The sequence below is a fragment of the Ensifer meliloti genome (assembly GCF_030064585.1).
Classification (GTDB): domain Bacteria; phylum Pseudomonadota; class Alphaproteobacteria; order Rhizobiales; family Rhizobiaceae; genus Sinorhizobium; species Sinorhizobium meliloti.
Genome location: NZ_CP120366.1, coordinates 1,382,192 through 1,398,738, shown reverse-complemented (window position 1 = coordinate 1,398,738; position 16,547 = coordinate 1,382,192). Strand labels below are relative to the sequence as shown.

General features: G+C 62.2%; 12 protein-coding genes. 5 read left to right on the top strand and 7 right to left on the bottom strand.

The window, feature by feature from the left end; genetic code table 11:
* Positions 1 to 12: 12 nt before the first annotated feature.
* The 5 genes from PZL22_RS31250 to PZL22_RS31230 form a co-directional block, all read right to left on the bottom strand.
* Positions 13 to 984: an AAA family ATPase gene (locus PZL22_RS31250; RefSeq protein ID WP_088198200.1), complete on the bottom strand. Its 972-nt coding sequence runs from the start codon at positions 982 to 984 to the stop codon at positions 13 to 15.
* A 116-nt stretch (positions 985 to 1,100) separates the two neighbouring features.
* On the bottom strand, positions 1,101 to 2,774 hold the full coding sequence (gene aspT, locus PZL22_RS31245; RefSeq protein WP_127621826.1) for an aspartate-alanine antiporter: 1,674 nt from the start codon (positions 2,772 to 2,774) through the stop codon (positions 1,101 to 1,103).
* Between the two features lie 80 nt (positions 2,775 to 2,854).
* Complete coding sequence (locus tag PZL22_RS31240) at positions 2,855 to 4,441, bottom strand: bifunctional aspartate transaminase/aspartate 4-decarboxylase (RefSeq protein WP_088198198.1); 1,587 nt, start codon at positions 4,439 to 4,441, stop codon at positions 2,855 to 2,857.
* A gap of 25 nt (positions 4,442 to 4,466) precedes the next feature.
* Entirely contained in the window at positions 4,467 to 6,155 is a 1,689-nt protein-coding gene (gene aspT, locus PZL22_RS31235) for an aspartate-alanine antiporter (RefSeq protein WP_127634355.1), read from the bottom strand.
* Between the two features lie 147 nt (positions 6,156 to 6,302).
* Positions 6,303 to 7,535 (bottom strand): hypothetical protein, encoded by a 1,233-nt coding sequence (locus PZL22_RS31230; RefSeq protein WP_153491712.1) that lies wholly within the window; start codon positions 7,533 to 7,535, stop codon positions 6,303 to 6,305.
* A 299-nt stretch (positions 7,536 to 7,834) separates the two neighbouring features.
* Here PZL22_RS31230 and PZL22_RS31225 point away from each other — a divergent pair, with 299 nt between their 5' ends.
* From PZL22_RS31225 to PZL22_RS31215, 3 genes are read left to right on the top strand one after another with little or no spacing between them, the layout of a single operon-like run.
* Positions 7,835 to 9,670: a sensor histidine kinase gene (locus PZL22_RS31225; protein WP_127621828.1), complete on the top strand. Its 1,836-nt coding sequence runs from the start codon at positions 7,835 to 7,837 to the stop codon at positions 9,668 to 9,670.
* Between the two features lie 9 nt (positions 9,671 to 9,679).
* A complete protein-coding gene (locus tag PZL22_RS31220; RefSeq protein ID WP_234837686.1) occupies positions 9,680 to 10,342 on the top strand; it encodes a response regulator transcription factor in 663 nt (220 codons plus the stop codon).
* 7 nt (positions 10,343 to 10,349) lie between these two features.
* On the top strand, positions 10,350 to 10,751 hold the full coding sequence (locus PZL22_RS31215) for a response regulator transcription factor (protein ID WP_088198195.1): 402 nt from the start codon (positions 10,350 to 10,352) through the stop codon (positions 10,749 to 10,751).
* Positions 10,752 to 10,972: 221 nt separating this feature from the next.
* On the opposite strand, the gene PZL22_RS31210 is transcribed toward PZL22_RS31215, so the two are convergent.
* Complete coding sequence (locus PZL22_RS31210; protein ID WP_088198194.1) at positions 10,973 to 11,974, bottom strand: HAD family hydrolase; 1,002 nt, start codon at positions 11,972 to 11,974, stop codon at positions 10,973 to 10,975.
* A 182-nt stretch (positions 11,975 to 12,156) separates the two neighbouring features.
* Positions 12,157 to 13,830 carry an arylsulfatase gene (locus tag PZL22_RS31205; protein ID WP_088198193.1) on the bottom strand — a complete coding sequence of 558 codons (1,674 nt, stop codon included), beginning with the start codon at positions 13,828 to 13,830 and terminating at the stop codon, positions 12,157 to 12,159.
* A gap of 400 nt (positions 13,831 to 14,230) precedes the next feature.
* Here PZL22_RS31205 and PZL22_RS31200 point away from each other — a divergent pair, with 400 nt between their 5' ends.
* Together PZL22_RS31200 and PZL22_RS31195 are read left to right on the top strand one after the other, a co-directional pair.
* Positions 14,231 to 15,034: a hypothetical protein gene (locus tag PZL22_RS31200; protein ID WP_088198192.1), complete on the top strand. Its 804-nt coding sequence runs from the start codon at positions 14,231 to 14,233 to the stop codon at positions 15,032 to 15,034.
* 135 nt (positions 15,035 to 15,169) lie between these two features.
* On the top strand, positions 15,170 to 16,537 hold the full coding sequence (locus tag PZL22_RS31195; RefSeq protein WP_127621830.1) for a DUF3300 domain-containing protein: 1,368 nt from the start codon (positions 15,170 to 15,172) through the stop codon (positions 16,535 to 16,537).
* The last annotated feature ends 10 nt before the right edge of the window (positions 16,538 to 16,547 follow it).

The following is a 16,547-nucleotide window of genomic DNA, read 5'->3' as shown; positions in this document are numbered from 1 at the left end:
AAGGCCTCCCGATCAGGCGGTTGCCACTTTCTCCACGATACGGTCCACGGCCTGGTCCGCGGTGATTCCGCCGGCATGGGCTTCGTAGGAGAGCACGAGCCTGTGGCGGAATACATCGTGGACGATCGCCTGGACGTCGTCCGGCGTCACGAAATCGCGACCCTTCAACCAGGCGTGAGCACGCGAGACCTTGTCGAGCCCGATCACGCCGCGCGGACTGGCGCCGACCTGGATCCACTTGGCGAGCTCCGGATCGATCTTGTCAGGATAGCGCGTCGCCATGACGAGCGCGACGATATAGTCCTCGACCGCCTTGGAGACGGCAACCTCCGATATCTCCCTTCGCGCGGCGAGCACCACGTCGGCGGCGAGCTTCTGCTCCTCGGCGCTCTTGGCGTGCGGCTCCTTTTCCTCGGAACGGACGAGTTCCATGATTGCGACTTCCGAATTCGCATCCGGATAGTCGACGCGGACATGCATCAGGAACCGATCGAGCTGAGCCTCGGGCAGGGGATAGGTGCCCTCCTGCTCGATCGGGTTCTGCGTAGCCATGACGAGGAAGAGGGCTGGCAGCGGGTGGCTCTGGCCGCCGACCGTGACCTGCCTTTCCTCCATCGCCTCGAGCAATGCGGACTGCACCTTTGCCGGGGCGCGGTTGATCTCGTCGGCGAGGATCAGATTGGCGAAGACCGGCCCCTCCTGGAACTTGAACTCGCCCTTGCCGGCTTCGCTGAAATAGACTTCGGAGCCGGTGATGTCGGAGGGCAGCAGGTCGGGGGTGAACTGGATGCGCGACAGGCTCGCTTCGAGGTTCTTGGCGAGGCTCTTGATCGCCCGGGTCTTGGCAAGCCCGGGCAGACCCTCGACAAGAAGGTGGCCGTTGCCGAGCAGGCCGAGTAGGAGACGCTCGATCATGGCTTCCTGGCCGATGATCGATTGCCCGATCCTTTTGCCGAGTGCTTGGATGTCTTCCCGGTTTCCCATCGCGTTCCCCTCTGTCCATTTACGCATTCGAGCATTTCGGTTTCGGTGCACTGCGCCGTGCACCTGAAGGCTGCATCAAGATACGCGCCGGGGTTATGAAGCTCCCCTGGCACGCGTTAACTTGCCAGCATCATGGCCAGGGCGACCACCACAGGCCCCATGAGCGGCAGCAATACGTTCGAGATCGCGTAGGTAACCGTATATCCGATCACGGGAATGGAATTCCCGGCCTGGGAGACGAGCGCGCTTATCGTCGGCGTGCTGCAATGCTGCCCGGCGATCACGCCCAGGAGAATAGGCGTTTCGATCTTCATCAGCTTCGAGCCGACCAGCAAAGAGACGAAAGCCGGGATGAAAGAGACGAGCAGGCCCAGGACAGGCAGGATCAGCCCGTATTGCATGACCAGGTCGATCGCGTCGGGTCCGGCGCTGAGGCCGATCGCCGCGATGAACGCTGCCAGACCGAACTCCTTGGCGAAGTCCGCTGCGGCGACCGGCAGGTTGGCGCGTGCCGGGCTGCGCATGTTGAGCCAGCTGAAGGCAAGCCCGGAGATCAAAGCACCGCCGCCCGAGCCCAGCGTCAGTTCCAGCGCGCCGATCGTGAGACTGAAGTGGCCGATCAGGAGACCGACGACGATGCCGAGCCCGAGAAAGATGAAATCGGTCCTCTCGCCCGGTGGCAGCGTCTTGCCGAGTTCGGCCGCAGCCCCGGCAACCGCCTGCTCTGGACCGTAGAGCGTAACGATATCGCCTTGCTGGAGGATCGTCCCGGAGAGCGCGGGAATGTGCTGTCCCATGCGACGGACGCTCGAGATGAATATGCCGCGCTGCAATTCGGGCGCCGCCATCTGCCTCAACTGCCGTATCTGGCGGCCGAAGGCCTCCTTGCGCACGAGCACGACGTCGCGTGTCGTCAGGGCGAAACTCGTCTCCTGGGGAACCGGCACTTCGTCGCCCAGCCGGTCGCGAACCGCGATCACAGCGTTGCGGCGTCCGCGCACGAACGCGATGTCGTCCGGCTCCAGCAGGAAATCGCCCGTCGTTTCGAGAATTTCGCCGTGGCGCTGCACGCGTTCGAGAGCGACGGCAAAGTTCCGGCTTTTCTCGAATTCGCCGACGGTCTGGCCCGCTGCAGGGCCGGCTCGGAAGGCGCGGCCGACGAATATGGGAAGGCCTTCCGCCTGGTCGTCCTCTTCATCGGTCGAGCCGAGCTTGCGCGCGAGCTCCTGCGCCTCCTTTCTGAGATCGGCCTTCAGGATCAACGGGGCGATCTGGGTCGTGAAGATGACGATGGCGATGAGGCCGAAGAGATAGGTGAGGCTATAGGCGGTCGCGACATTCGCTTGCAGGAGCTCGATGTCCCCGGGCGGCAAAGGCAGGTGCGAAATCGCTTCCGATGCGGTTCCGAGGACGGCGGACTCGGTCGCCGAACCGGCAAAGAGCCCCGCGGCCGTGCCCACGTCGAGGCGAAAGACGAGGATCGATACCGCCAGGAGCAGGAGGACGCAAACAACCTCGATGATCGAAAAGATCCCGTATCGCCATCCGCCGCGGATATTGGCGAAGAACTGCGGTCCGGCCGAGAAGCCGAGCGCGTAGATGAAGAGGGCGAAAGCGGCATCCTTGAGATCCGGGCTTATCCGCACTCCAAGCTGTCCTAGGGCGAGCGCGACGAAAAGCGTTCCGCAAACCCCGCCGAGTTGCACGGGGCCGACCTTCAGCCGACCGATGAGATAGCCAAGCGCGAGCGATATGAAGAGGGCTATGACAGGGTCGGTCAGAAACGACATGGAAAAGTCCGTTGCGCATCAAAAGGTCGATGGAGTTCCAGTCTCGTGCGGGCGACATCGCCGCCCGCACGAGAGCGAAATCAGCGCTTCTCGTATTCCTCGTGGAATTCGTCTGCCATTCGCTTGAGGGCCTGCCCGATCGCGGCATATTCGTATTCGTTGAGATTGGCGAGGGAGGCGCGGCCAGCCGGTTTCTGCGTACCGAAGCCCGTTCCCGGCAGAAGCACGATGCCCGTCTCGTCGGCTATGCGGAACAGCAGTTCACGGCCGTTGAACTTTTTCGTCACCCATTTGGCGAATTCCTTGCCGTAAAGCTTGCGGGCGAGATCCTCGAGGTCCAGCAGGGTGTAGTAGTCGACGGCATTCGGATCGGCCTCCAGGGACAGGCCGAGTTCGCGATAGAGCGCCGCCTCGCGCTTGCGGATGATGTTTTTGAGCGATGTCTTGTAGCTGTCTGCCTCGTCCATCAGCGCGAACAGCGAGAAGAGGACGAGTTGTACCTGCTGCGGGGTCGAGAGGCCGGCGGTGTGGTTGAGGGCCACCGTTCGGCTGTCGGCGACGAGCCGGTCGATGAACTTCAGCGAGCGCACATCCGGCAACAGCGAACCATAGCGGCGGTCGAGCGCCTCCTTTGCTTCCTCGGGAAGATCGGCGAGCCTCTGGTCGAGGACGTTCTGCCGATGCGTCGCGACCACCCCGAGCCGCCATCCGGTCGCACCGAAATATTTCGAATAGGAATAGACGAGGATAGTGTTCTGCGGGCATATCGCGAAGAGCGACCGGAAATCATCCGCAAATGTGCCGTAGACGTCATCCGTCAGAATGATGAGATCCGGGCGGTCGTTGGCGACGATGTCGGCGATCCGCTTCAGGCTTCTGTCGTCAAGTTTCACCGATGGGGGATTGCTGGGATTTATGCAGAAGAAGACCTTGATCGCGGGATCTTTCAGCTTGTCGAGCTCTTCGTCGGAATATTGCCAGCCATTGGCCGGATCCGCGTTCAGCGCCACCTCCTCAAGTGCGTATTCATCGAGTTCCGGGATTTCGATGTAGGGCGTGAAGACCGGCATGCCGATCGCAACCCTGTCGCCTTTCTTCACGAGGTGGTTCTGCTTGAGGGTGTTGAAGATGTAGGTCATTGCCGCCGTTCCGCCTTCGACGGCGAACAGATCGATGCTGTTCGGCGGCAGAAAGCCGCCAACCATCTCCTTGACGATGTAGTGCTTGGCGATTTCCTCGCCTATCCTGAGCATTCGCGGCGGAACCGGATAGTTGCAGCCGATAATGCCTTCGACCATTTCATGCAGGAACTCGGAGGCGGAAAGCCCAAGCTGGTCGCGCACATAGCTCAGCGCGCGCGCCAGAAAGGCAACGCCCTCCATAAGGTGGTTTTCAGAGGCGAAGCGCTCGAACCGGGACTCGATGCCCTCTATGTTGGGCAATCCTCCGATACCCTTCTGGAGGTAGGAGAAGGAAAGCTCCGACTCGGCGGTCGCAAAGAGGCCAAGCTGAAAGAAAGCGCGGCGAGGAAGCGTCGCCAGAAAATTCGGATTGCCGCGGCCGGCATTCAGCATCAGGCGGTTCTGTTTGGCCGAGGCGAGCTTGATCAGTTCGTCCTTCAGCTCGAACGGGCTCAGTTTTGCATAGCGGCTATAGTCTGTCTTCATCGGGGTTCTCCCTGCATGAGCGAGATCAGGCAAAAGCGACGACCAGCGGCCCGAGCAATGTCAAGAAGACATTCGCCAGGGCATAGGTGATTGCGAAGGGAACGGTCGGAACGGAATTGCCGGCCTTGTCGAGAATTTCGCCGAAAGCCGGATTGGCACTGCGGGAACCGGAAAGGGCGCCGGCAAAGATGGCCGCATTGTCGTAGCGCAGCAGATATCTGCCGACCGCCATGGTGACGAGCAGCGGAAAGATAGTGACCACCACGCCGATCAGGAAGATCGAGAGGCCGTGCTCGGCGATCGTCGTCACGGCCTGCTGCCCCGACTGCAGGCCGACCACCGCCACGAAGCCGGCAAGACCCAGATCCCGCAGAAGCGTCGAAGCGCCGGTCGGCATGTTGCCGACCGCCATGTTCCGCGTCCTCAGCCAACCGAAGAAGAGGCCCGACAAAAGTGCGCCGCCGCCGCTTCCAAGCGTCAGCGGTATCGAGCCAAGGCGGACCACGATCAGACCAACGAGAAGGCCGAAGACCAGCCCCAGTCCGTGATAGACGAAATCGGTCTTGTCGCTCGGGACGATGGTGGTCCCTACGCGATTTGCGACGCGTGCGACGTCGTCGGTCGTGCCGTAAAGGGTTACCACGTCGCCGGCTGCGATCAGCGTGTCCTTGGCGAGGGCAAGTTTCTGCCCGCCGCGCTTGACCTCGATCACGAAGATTCCGTGCTTCAGTTCCCGACTGGTCTTCTCGCGGATGTCCGCCACCGTATGGCCGACGAAATCGCGACTGGAGATCACGACGTCGCGCGTGACGACGATGACGTCCATCCCTTCGGAGGATTGAAGCTCGCTTCCGAGCATTGGCGCCGCCGAAACAACGGCGTCACGCCGTCCGACGACAAGCACGATGTCGCCGGTTTCAAGCTTCAGCCCCGGATCGTTGCCGATGAGCTTGCCGCCGCGTTTGACGCGTTCGATCGAGATCGTTGCGGCCGGCCCCTGTCCCTCGAGTTCCAAGATCGTTCGGCCGGCGGCCTTGTCGACGCTGAAAAGGCGCCCGACCAGCATGGGCAGCGCCGGTTGCTCGCCTATGCCGTAGACGCTGGCGCCGGCCAGCATCTCGGCTTCCGCCTTGATCGCGTCGTCGCGGATGCTGCGGCCCATGAACCATTCGAGAATGTTGACGCAGACGATGATCGCGCCGAAGGAGCCGAAGATGTAAGTGACGGCATAGCCGATGGCGACATTGGCCTGCAGCCTCTGCGCCTCCTCGGCCGCAAGGCCGAGCTTCCCGATGGCCGCGCCGGCAGTGCCGATGATCGCGGACTGGGTCAAGCCGCCGGCGGCAATCCCCGCCGCCAGCCCCTTATCGAGCCCGAACAGGCGGGCAAGGACGACGACGGTGACGAGGCCGGTGATCGCCAGCACCGCGGCCATGATGATCTCGCGTATCGACTGCCGGCCGAGAGAACGGAAGAATTGCGGCCCGCTTTCGAAGCCTACGGCATAAATGAAGAGCGCGAACAGGACGGCTTTGACGCCATTGTCTATGGTCACGCCGATCTGGCTGATCAGGACTGCGACGAGGAGCGAACCGGCCACGCCGCCAAGCTGGAACTTGCCGAACTGGAACTTGCCGATCCAATACCCACCCGCGAGCGCCAGGAACAGCGCGATTTCGGGAGACTGGTGCAGAAGAGACTGGATGAATGTCACTGATGCCCCCTCGAAAGACCGTGTGAGAAACGGGAATTCCACGCTTTGGCGATTTAAACGAGAACCAATGAACGACTACACTCAAATCTGCAGGGCCGGGGTCGGCTCGGCGTCTTGGACCCTTGCGCCCAGCCCGGACTTCGCCGCTCATAGGAGGAGCAGCTTCTTCAACACCGAAAAGACCTCCTTGTAGGGCAGCTTCGTAGCGCCGGCGACGGCAAAGGGGATGAGCGCGGCCGCAGCGACAGGCAGCACCGCGGTTCGGCTGACCAGGATCGTCGAAAGCTTGCGCGTCGCCTCGAACAGCTTGCTCGGATCGGGAATATCGTCCTCCGGCTCGGGCGTGGGATTGTCAAAGACGTTGCGGCCAATGGATTTTCGTTCGACGGCCCGATGGTAGCGCGTCGCCTGCGCGCCGAGCAATGCGAGGCCCTCTTCCTTCAGGCGCGCGAGCGGGGGCGTGAAGGCCGAAAGCGGGTAGGCGAAGAAGAGGATCACGATCGCCAGCCATCCGCTCATGACCATGCTGAAGGTCGTCATCGACAGAGTGTCCTGCAGGAGGTTCTTGGCGATTGCCGCGGCAATGGCCGAGCTCATGCCGAAGACGAACAACGCATAGGCGTTCGGATATTGCGCCAGGAACGCGAGCCCGCCCTTGCCGTCGGGATGCGCGGCCACGAGCCGGAGATCTAATCTCGCGATGCGGCGCAGGAGCTGCGCCCAGACGAGGTGTCGCCAGATGCCGCGCAGAAAGAGGAAAACGAAAAGCGGCAGACTGAAGCAAATCGACCACCAGCCGGCGGCAGTAATCCTGTTGCCTTCGGGCCGATGCTCGACCGCCCAGGAAGAAGCGTCGACCGTGTGAAAGTTGAGGTAGGAAAAGAGCCCGGCAACGATCGCAAGCACAAGGCAAACCAGTTCCGCCGCGTGAGAATCGCGCTGGCGCAGCGCCTCGGTGACCTCCTGCGTGGCTTGCGGGACTGCCGCTGGAGCGATGATCGGGGCGCGCACGAATTGCGCCAACCGGGCCCTGAGGCCGCGCTCGATCTGTCCTTCGGCAAGGACGAAGGCGCCGATCGCGACCAGGAACTTCGCCCATACGCCCGGATCCGCAAGATAGGCCCCCTGTCCATGATCGAGTGAGAGGCTGCGCGGGATACCGAGGAGAAAGGGCACGCCCCAGGCCAGCGCGACGAACAGGACGGCTCGTGTTCCCGAGCGCAGCGTATTCTCCCGAAGGAGCTTCAAGCGATGTTGAAGTTCGAAAAACGGTCCGCCGTGCGATGCGCGAAAGTCGACGAGGGCGGCAGAGGATGCCTTTTCTCCCGCGTGGTTGCCCGCCGGCGGATGCGCAATATCGTTCACGCTTGTGACCACCATAGCCTATTTCAACGATGGGCGCCCCGGGCACGCGCATGTGCTGGTGAGCCCCGAGTGTATCCATCCGCGATTTTTCGGATGAACGATAGATGGACCAAGGGCCAACTTCAGCTTGTCGAACCACTCGTCGTCGGACAGCTGCGGGTGTAAACTGCCGGCGCGGCTACCCCTAAAACTTGACGGCTTGCAATTCCGGCGAGCAAATCGCACAACGATGAATTGTCACGGGTTTGTCATGAGTTACCCATCATATCTGCGTGGTGCCCGTTGACGAGGCACGGAGGCCGACAGCACAACGCATGAGACTCCAAATTCGCCCGTTGGTATTTGTCCTTGTCTTGTTGGCCTTCCCAGCGACGGCCATCGAAGGGCAAACTGCGGCGCCAAAGCGGGTACTCATCGTTTATGAGAACGAAAGCACGCTCTACGCAGCCGTACAGGTGGCGGCCGGAATTCGCCAGCATATGGAGGCGAATTCGTCCGAGCACATCGAGTTCTATACGGAATATCTCGACACCGTCCGCTTTCCGTCGCCCGACCATGCAAGCCGCCTCGTGGCCTTTCTCGAAGCGAAATACCGGCAGCTCCATCTGGACGTCGTCATGGCCGGCGGTCCTGGCGCTCTGCGCTTCGTCCTAAAGAACCGAGACCGTCTGGCCGAGGGCGTACCCGTCGTCTTCGGCGCGGTCACGGAGAACTCCATCGGCGACGACCTGCCGCCGGACGTCAAGGGCATTGTCAGCCGCTTCGACCTGGGCAGAACGGTACAATTGGCCAGCCGCCTTCAGCCGAGGGCGCGAAGGGTCGTGATCATGTCCGGTTCGGCGGATTTTGACCGGAGCTGGGATGCGACGGCGCGCCGCGTCCTGGGCGAGCGTTACGCCGGCCTCGATGTCGAATATGTGTCCGGCCTCTCGCTCGCCGGCTTCCGAAGCAAAGCCGCCGAGCTGCCTTCCGATTCGGTTCTCGTGATACTCACCGTCTTCCAGGATGCGGAGGGCACGAAGTTCGTGCCGCGCGAAGCGGCCACCAGGATCGCGGCAGCGTCGAGCGTGCCGGTCTACAGCGTGTACAGCTCCTATTTCGGTTCGCACGTCGCCGCCGGCTACGTAGGCACGTTCCAGTCGATCGGAGCGCAGATGGCCGCACTGTCGTTGGACATCATCAAGGGCGACCTTTCGGCACCTCCGACGACGCCCGCGCGGGAAGTCGCGCTTGTCGATTGGCGTGAGGTTCGGCGATGGGGGATAGATGACCTCCTGATACCGGAAGGCGCCGAGATTCTGAACGACGAGCCAACCGCTTGGGAGCGCTACCGCCTGGCCATCATCGCTGCCCTTCTGGTGATCGTCGCGCAGATGCTGACCATCGCCGCGCTCACCTACCAGAACCGGCGCAGCCGCAAGCTCGAAGCGACGCTCGTCTCCGAGCGCCTGGAGCTTGCTCATCTCTCCAGGAGGTCTCAGCTCGGGGAACTCTCAGGAGCCCTGGCGCATGAACTCACCCAGCCGCTGACCTCGATCCTTGCCAATGCAGAGGCGGGGCAGAGGCTCGCAACGGATGAAGCTCCGGAGATCGACGAGATCCGCGCGATTTTCGATGACATCGTCGCCGACGACAAGCGGGCCGCCGCGGTCATTACGCAACTGCGCAGCATGATGCTGAAGGGCGAAGCTTCGCGGGAAGTTCTCGACCTAAACGAAGCGGTGCACTCGACCGTCGCCTTGGCGCGCGCCGAGCTGCTTGCGCGCCGAACCGAGGTGGAGGTCATCGAGCAGATCGCGCCCCTTTCCGTGAAGGCAAACCTCGTGCAGTTGCAACAGGTGATCCTCAACCTGCTTCTGAATGCAGCCGATGCCATGGCGGCCATCCCGCCAAAGCGACGCAGGGTTGAAATCACACTCGGCAAGCGCGAAAATGGTGACTGTGAACTGACTGTCGCCGACAGAGGGCCGGGAATTCCGCCCGAATTGCGAACCGAGGTCTTTAAACCGTTCGTCAGCTCGAAGAAGACCGGCCTTGGTCTCGGCCTTGCGATCTGCCGGACCATCATCGAGTCCCAGGGTGGGACGCTGTTTTTCGACGACGGTGTGACGCGCGGAGCACGGGCCGTCGTCATACTGCCTTCAGCCTAGAGGTGTGCCATGAGGGAAAGCACCGGCAAAGTACTGCTCGTCGACGACGACGAAAGCATATTGCGGTCGCTCGGAAGGTTGCTCGGCGCCTCGGGCTATCATGTGCTCTCTTTCCAGAGCGCCCGAGCACTGCTGGACTCCGGCGAAACCGAAACGGCCGATTGCATCATCCTGGATCTCGGCCTGCCAGACTCCGACGGTCTTCACGTCCAGGAGACGCTTGCTGCCGCCGGGGGAGGCCAGTCGATCGTCTTCCTGACGGGTCGGGGAGATATTCCGGCAAGCGTGCGGGCGATGAGGGCCGGCGCCGTGGACTTCCTGACAAAACCGGTCGAGGCCGAGACCCTGCTTGCCGCCGTCAACATGGCGCGCCAGCGTGCCTGCGCGTTGCGTGAAGTCGAGGAGAAAAAGGCAAGCGTCGTGAGGCGGCTCGACAGCCTCACGGCGCGTGAAGCGCAGGTGATGCATCTGGTCGTCGCCGGCCGGCTGAACAAGCAGATAGCCGCCGATCTCGGCATTATGGAGAAAACCATCAAGGTCCACCGTGGCCGCGTGATGGCGAAACTGGGGGTGCGAACGGTCGCCGACCTCGTTCGCCTCGTCGTCTCAGGCCCGCCAGACGCGGCATTGGGCCCAAGTCCAACTACGATCAGAGAAGGCAATGAGCTATGAATGATGGATGAGCGGACAACAGACCATCATCGCGATTGTAGACGACGACGAGCTAGTCCGTCGCGCCCTTTGTCGCCTGGTGCTGTCATTGTCCTTCACGCCGGTAGCGTTCGCCTCCGGTGAGTCGTTTCTGAAAGCGCTCGATCAGACTTCGCCGTCCTGCGTCCTCTTGGACTTTCACATGCCGAGCCTGAACGGCCTCGACGTATTGCACGAGCTCAGGGCACGACAGTCGATGCCGGCCGTTATCGTGATAACCGGTGCGGACGAAGATGGCCTGCGTGAGAGCTGCATGCGTGCCGGCGCCGCGGGCTTCCTCAACAAGCCGCTCTCCCGCGACACGCTGTCTTCGGCGATCGCAGCCGTGCAGGAAGATCGCAACGCCAGGTCGAGCCGGCGTCAAGAATGAGGCCGGTTATCCGCCTGCTGCACGGAACGGCACGAGGAGCCTACTGCATGCTGCCTTTAATCGGATCCGATCAAAGGCCAAAAACATGTAGCAAAACAAAATTGCTACAGTGATTGCTGCGCGTCCGATAAGACGCACGGCGCTGTAGTGACCGAGCTCGCTTGATGCTGCGGTCGCAGCCTCTGCGGGCGCGGAGAGGTCTGGCGCGGCCGGTGCTTGGCTTACTTCGGATAGATGACCTTCCAGTCGTCCTTCATGCTGACGATCGTCCAGCCGCGCGCGGGCGCCTCGTCCAGACCACGGGCAAGCCGGCCGAAATGGGAGTCCCGGTCGTAGGCGTTTTCGCGCTCCGCATCATCGTGATGGACGATCAGGCCGAAACGGCGCCCAGGTCCGGACGTCGTCCATTCAAGCATCTCGAAATCGCCGTCCGAATTGCCGAAGGCGGCGATCGGCCGCCGGCCGATGAACTTGTGGATGCCGACAGGCTTGCCTGGACCGTCGTCGATGAAGTCGATTTCCGGCAGGCGTAGGATCGCCGGCACGCCGTTGCGCGGCTCGTACTTCGTCTTGATGCTGGAGCCGACGACGTTCTCCGGGGGGATACCGTAAACCCGCTCGGTCCACGGGCGCATGAATTCCACGCCGCCGCCCGAGACGATGAAGACCTTGAACTCCTTGGCCTTCAGGTAATCGATCAATTCGACCATTGGCTGAAAGATGTGGGCGGTATAGGGTTTACCCGATACCGGGTGCCGGGCGGAAGCGGTCCAGTCGGAAACGATCTTTTCGAATTCCTCGGTGGACATGCCGGCATGGGTGGCCGCAAGGAGTTCCACCAATCCCTTCTGGCCGCTGGCCGCAACGCCCGCCATGTCGCCGGAAAGCACGGATTTGAACGGCTCCTTCGTCTGCCATTCCGGATGTTGCGGCGCCAGCTGCTTCACGCGGTCGAGGACGAACGCAAGCTGGACATACATCGGCTGCTCGCCCCAGAGCGTTCCGTCGTTGTCGAAGACCGCCACACGATCCGCCGGCTCGACGAAATCGGCGCCTCCCTCGGTCGTCGTCGCGGCAACGAAATCGACGATCCGTGACTTTGCCTCTCCATCGACCCATGACGGGAGGACCTCAGCGTCGGCCGCGAGCGCGGGTGCAACGGACGATGCCGCGACTGCGAACGCCGCTATCTTCAGGGCCGAGCGGCGGTTGACTTCGAACATGTTCTCACTCCCTGCAAATTCAGGATTGCCGCAGCGTTGGTGAGCTGCAGCGCCTTGCGTCGGTTTCTGCACCTTGTGTGCCCCGCAATGAGCGGACGAACGAAGCGGTTTGTGCCTCGGTTCATGGAACCGAGGACCGACGCCAACGGGCCGGTCCTCACGCGTTCGAGTGCGAATCCGGCTCAATTCCTCATGCCGGCTCGCAGGCTCTCCTCTATTTTGCTGAGGTTGAACGAGCCCGGCGTCTGACTTGGCGGGTAGTCCTTCATCGTCTGCAGGAATCTTGCCGCCATCCCCTGAATCGGAACCACGACGAAGGCGCGTTCGAGGAACCAGTCGTTGTAGGTGTTCGCATTGTGTTGCGCCTTCTCGAACGGGTCGCGCCGCAGATTGAACAACAGCGGCACGCGCAATTCGGTGAATGGCTCGCGCCAGACGCCGAAGGCTTCACCGCGGTTCTCCAGGAACACGACCTTCCAATCGTCGTAGCGGGCCGCGACGACCTGTCCGTCGTCGTTCACGTACCAGAATTCGTGACGCGGCGACTGGTCGACTTTGCCTGCGAGGTAGTCGAGTTGATTGTAGCCGTCGATGTAGTTGCGATAGCGGCGACCGTTGAGTTCGACCCCGTTCGCCAGCTTCTCCTTTACGTCCGTTGCGCCGGCGATCGCCGCAAAGGTCGGCAGCCAGTCCTCGTGCGCAACGATGCCGTTGAGGGTCTTGCCTGCGGGAAATTGAGCCGGCCAGCGAACAAAGGCGGGGACTCGATAGGCGCCCTCCCAGTTCGAATTCTTCTCGCTCCTGAACTGGGTCGTGGCGGCATCGGGCCAGGTGTTGTAATGCGGCCCGTTGTCGGTCGAGTACATGACGAGGGTGTTCTCGGCGATTCCGAGGTCGTCGAGGAGCTTCAGCAATTCGCCGACATGCATGTCATGTTCGACCATGCCGTCGTGATACTCGTCGCCGCTTGGTCCCGATATGCCGGTGTGTTCCGCCTTCACATGCGTGCGAAAATGCATGCGCGTGCCGTTCCACCAGACGAAGAAGGGCGTGCCTGCCTGATTTTGACGGGTAATGAAATCCTTGGCCGCGGCGAGGGTCTCCTCGTCGATCGTTTCCATCCGCTTTTTGGTCAGCGCGCCCGTATCCTCAACCTTGCCATCGGCGAAGGAGTGAATAACACCACGCGGACCGAAACGCCGGCGGAACTCCGCGTCCCTGGGATAGTCGCGGTTCTCCGGTTCTTCCTCCGCATTGAGGTGATAAAGGTTGCCGAAGAACTCGTCGAAGCCGTGGTTGGTCGGCAGGTGCTCGTCGCGGTCGCCCTGGTGGTTCTTGCCGAACTGGCCCGTCGCATAGCCTTGGCTCTTGAGAACGGTCGCCATAGTGATGTCGGTTTCCTGCCAGCCTTCCGTCGCGCCGGGGAGACCTACTTTGGTCATCCCGGTACGCACCGGCACATTGCCGCCGATGAAGGCGGCGCGCCCGGCCGTGCAGCTCTGCTGCCCATAGTAATCGGTGAAAGACAAGCCTTCCTGAGCGATGCGGTCGATGTTCGGCGTCCTGTAGCCCATCATGCCGCGGTTGTTGTGGCTGATGTTCCAGGTGCCGATGTCATCGCCCCAGATGACCAGAATGTTCGGCCGGTTGGCTGGTGCGCCAGCGGCTGGCGCTTGGGTCTGGGTTTGTGTCTGGGCTTGGGCACGGGCAGGCTGTGCGTTGCCGGTGAGAACGGTGGAAGCGGCGGCGATGGCCGTACCGCCGAGCAGGACGCTGCGCCGGGTGAGGCTGGCCTGCTCGCGGGGGCCGCTCTCGACGGTGTCGCGCGCGTCTTTGATCGTCGTCTCGTCTTTCATCAGGATTTCTCCTCTGGTGCAGCGCCGGTGGGGAGAGGATGCGATTCAAGGCCGGTGCAGGGCTCAGTCCCGCACCCGCGGCCTGGCCGCAGTATGATTCGGCCCTTTTCCGGTGAGAGATAGTTGGACCAAAGGCCAACTTGTCGTGTCCTGTTGGTCGTAATTCATTGGAAGCGAGGTACTTTGGCGAACGAGTGTTCCGGGGAGGCGTCACTTTATGCCATCCTTCGCCCGCGACGGATTGGACGAAAGCACTGCATCAAGCCCGGAGCGACGCGCGCCGCCCGGGGTGCAATGCCCCTCGAATTCGCCGGTTGCAAGCAAGGTGGCGGTCACGGATTGTCTTGATTTTCCGCGATTCATCGCCCTCCACCGGTGACCTAAGACAGGAGAGTGATCCGTGACACTCAGGCTTCCGCTCCCAGTCCTTGTCGTGACTGCCGCCATCTCCGGCACTGCCCACGCACAGGATTCGTCCGGCGCGGACCTCGCCAAACAACTCTCCAATCCGATCGCATCGCTGATCAGCGTGCCCGTCCAGTTAAATTACGATCGCGGCTACGGTCCGGACGACGGTCACCGGGTCACGCTGAACATCCAGCCGGTGATACCGATCTCGCTCAACGAGGACTGGAACCTGATTTCGCGAACGATCCTGCCGGTGATCTCGCAGGACGACACTGCCGGCCCTTCGGGCGATCAGTTCGGCCTCGGCGACACCGTGCAGAGCTTCTTCTTCTCGCCCAAGGAGCCGACGGCCGGCGGGATCATCTGGGGCGCCGGTCCGGTCTTTCTGATCCCGACGGCAACGGACGATCTCCTCGGCGGCGAGAAATGGGGCATCGGTCCAACCGTGGTGGCGCTGAAGCAGGACGGACCTTGGACATATGGCGCGCTCGTGAACCACATCTGGTCCTTCGCCGGCGATGACGACAGGGCGGACGTCAATTCGACCTTCCTGCAGCCCTTCGTTTCCTACACCACGCCGGACGCCTGGACCTTCGCCGTCAACACCGAAAGCACCTATGATTGGGAGAGCGACGAGTGGTCCGTTCCGATCAACTTCCAGGTGTCGAAGCTGGTCAAATTCGGCGAACAGCCGGTGAGCTTTACCGCCGGCGCCCGCTACTGGGCGGCGGCGCCCGACAATGGTCCGCAGGGGTGGGGTGCACGCGTCGCCGTCACGTTCCTGTTCCCGAAGTGAGTTAAAGCGCAGCGAGACTCGTTGGAGGGCGCATTGCGCCGATCGAGGTCGCCGCAGAACGAAGGCATGAGACCGGGACCGGGCAACCGCGCCGAAACCGCAACCTCGAAGGGCAAAAGCGTGGGGAGTAATGCTATGCCAAATGAGTTGCTCAGATTGTTCGTACGTCCAATCGGTGTTGCGGGCCTGGCAATGCTGATAGCCGCCAGTCCGACGCTGATTCCTCGGAGCCTTGCTCAGGGGACCGCTGCAGGCCAGGCGAGCGCGCCAAGCGAGGACCAACCCGATCTCTTGTCCGAGGACGAGCTCGAGGTCATGGTCGCGCGCATCGCGCTTTATCCGGACGAGTTGGTCGCGCTCATCAGCACCGCGTCGCTCTACCCACTGCAGATCGTCGAGGCGCAGCGCTTCCTCGAACAGAAGAAGACAAACAAGGACCTGCAGCCGAAGGATAGCTGGGACGACAGCGTGATATCGCTTCTCAACTACCCCGACATCGTCAAGATGATGAGCGACGACCTCAACTGGACCCAGGCGCTCGGCGGCGCGCTCGCCTATCAGCAGAAGGATGTGCTGGTCGCCATCCAGACCTTGCGCGACAAGGCCGTGGCGGACGGCGTGATCAAGACGGACGACAAGGTGAAGGTCGTCAACGAGGGCGACAATGTCGTCATCCAGGCGGCGGATCCGGAAAAAATCTATGTTCCCCGGTACGAGCCGCAAATGCTCTACGAGCCAGGCTACGCGCCGGCGCCAATCGCCTATTACGAGAACCCCTATCCCAACTATTATTATCCCTCGGCGCCGTACTTCGCGGCTGCGATCACCGGTGCCGCGATATGGGCGGCGGCGGTGGATTGGGACGACTGGGGCGTCTGGGGTGGGCATTGGGACGGCGATGTCGATATCGACTGCGACAATTGCTTCAACGACATCGACATCGACCGCGACAAGTTCAAGATCAACGACGTCGACTGGAAGAACGTCGACCGGTCCAAGATCAAATTCGATAAGAACCAGTTCGCCAATCTCGATCGCGACAAGTTCAAGAACGACTTCAAGGCGAACCGCAACAACAACATCGCCAATCGTGCGAAGGAGGTCCGTCGCGGCCGCGCGGACACGATCGCGCACAGGCCGGGCAAGGTTTCGGTCGACGACATCCGCAAGAGCAGGGTCGACGCGAACCGCGGTCGGGCAGAACGCGAGCGGGCGGCGAACGTTCAGCGGCGCGCGGGTGGAGAAGCTGCCGTGAACCGCGCCCGCGCCAGCACCGTAAAACACGCCACCTCCAGGCCGCATGTCAACCGCAAGGTCACGAGGCCGAAGCCCGGCGAGCATGTGCAGCACCGCTCCGGCGGCAAGCATTCCGCGCTTGGCAAAGTCGGCCACAAGCGGCAGACGCATATATCGTCCAACCGTGGACGTCATTCCATGGGCGGCGGCCATCGTGGCGGTGGCGGACACAAGATGGTGAAGCGCGGCGGTGGACGTCGCCGGTAATCGGATCGGG

Bases quoted from the DNA above. Each gene is read 5' to 3' on its own strand.
- PZL22_RS31215 (WP_088198195.1), top strand. From the start codon at position 10,350: ATGAGCGGACAACAGACCATCATCGCGATTGTAGACGACGACGAGCTA.
- PZL22_RS31195 (WP_127621830.1), top strand. From the start codon at position 15,170: ATGCCAAATGAGTTGCTCAGATTGTTCGTACGTCCAATCGGTGTTGCG.
- PZL22_RS31250 (WP_088198200.1), bottom strand. From the start codon at position 984: ATGGGAAACCGGGAAGACATCCAAGCACTCGGCAAAAGGATCGGGCAA.
- PZL22_RS31225 (WP_127621828.1), top strand. From the start codon at position 7,835: ATGAGACTCCAAATTCGCCCGTTGGTATTTGTCCTTGTCTTGTTGGCC.
- PZL22_RS31240 (WP_088198198.1), bottom strand. From the start codon at position 4,441: ATGAAGACAGACTATAGCCGCTATGCAAAACTGAGCCCGTTCGAGCTG.
- PZL22_RS31220 (WP_234837686.1), top strand. From the start codon at position 9,680: ATGAGGGAAAGCACCGGCAAAGTACTGCTCGTCGACGACGACGAAAGC.
- aspT (WP_127621826.1), bottom strand. From the start codon at position 2,774: ATGTCGTTTCTGACCGACCCTGTCATAGCCCTCTTCATATCGCTCGCG.
- PZL22_RS31230 (WP_153491712.1), bottom strand. From the start codon at position 7,535: ATGGTGGTCACAAGCGTGAACGATATTGCGCATCCGCCGGCGGGCAAC.
- PZL22_RS31205 (WP_088198193.1), bottom strand. From the start codon at position 13,830: ATGAAAGACGAGACGACGATCAAAGACGCGCGCGACACCGTCGAGAGC.
- PZL22_RS31210 (WP_088198194.1), bottom strand. From the start codon at position 11,974: ATGTTCGAAGTCAACCGCCGCTCGGCCCTGAAGATAGCGGCGTTCGCA.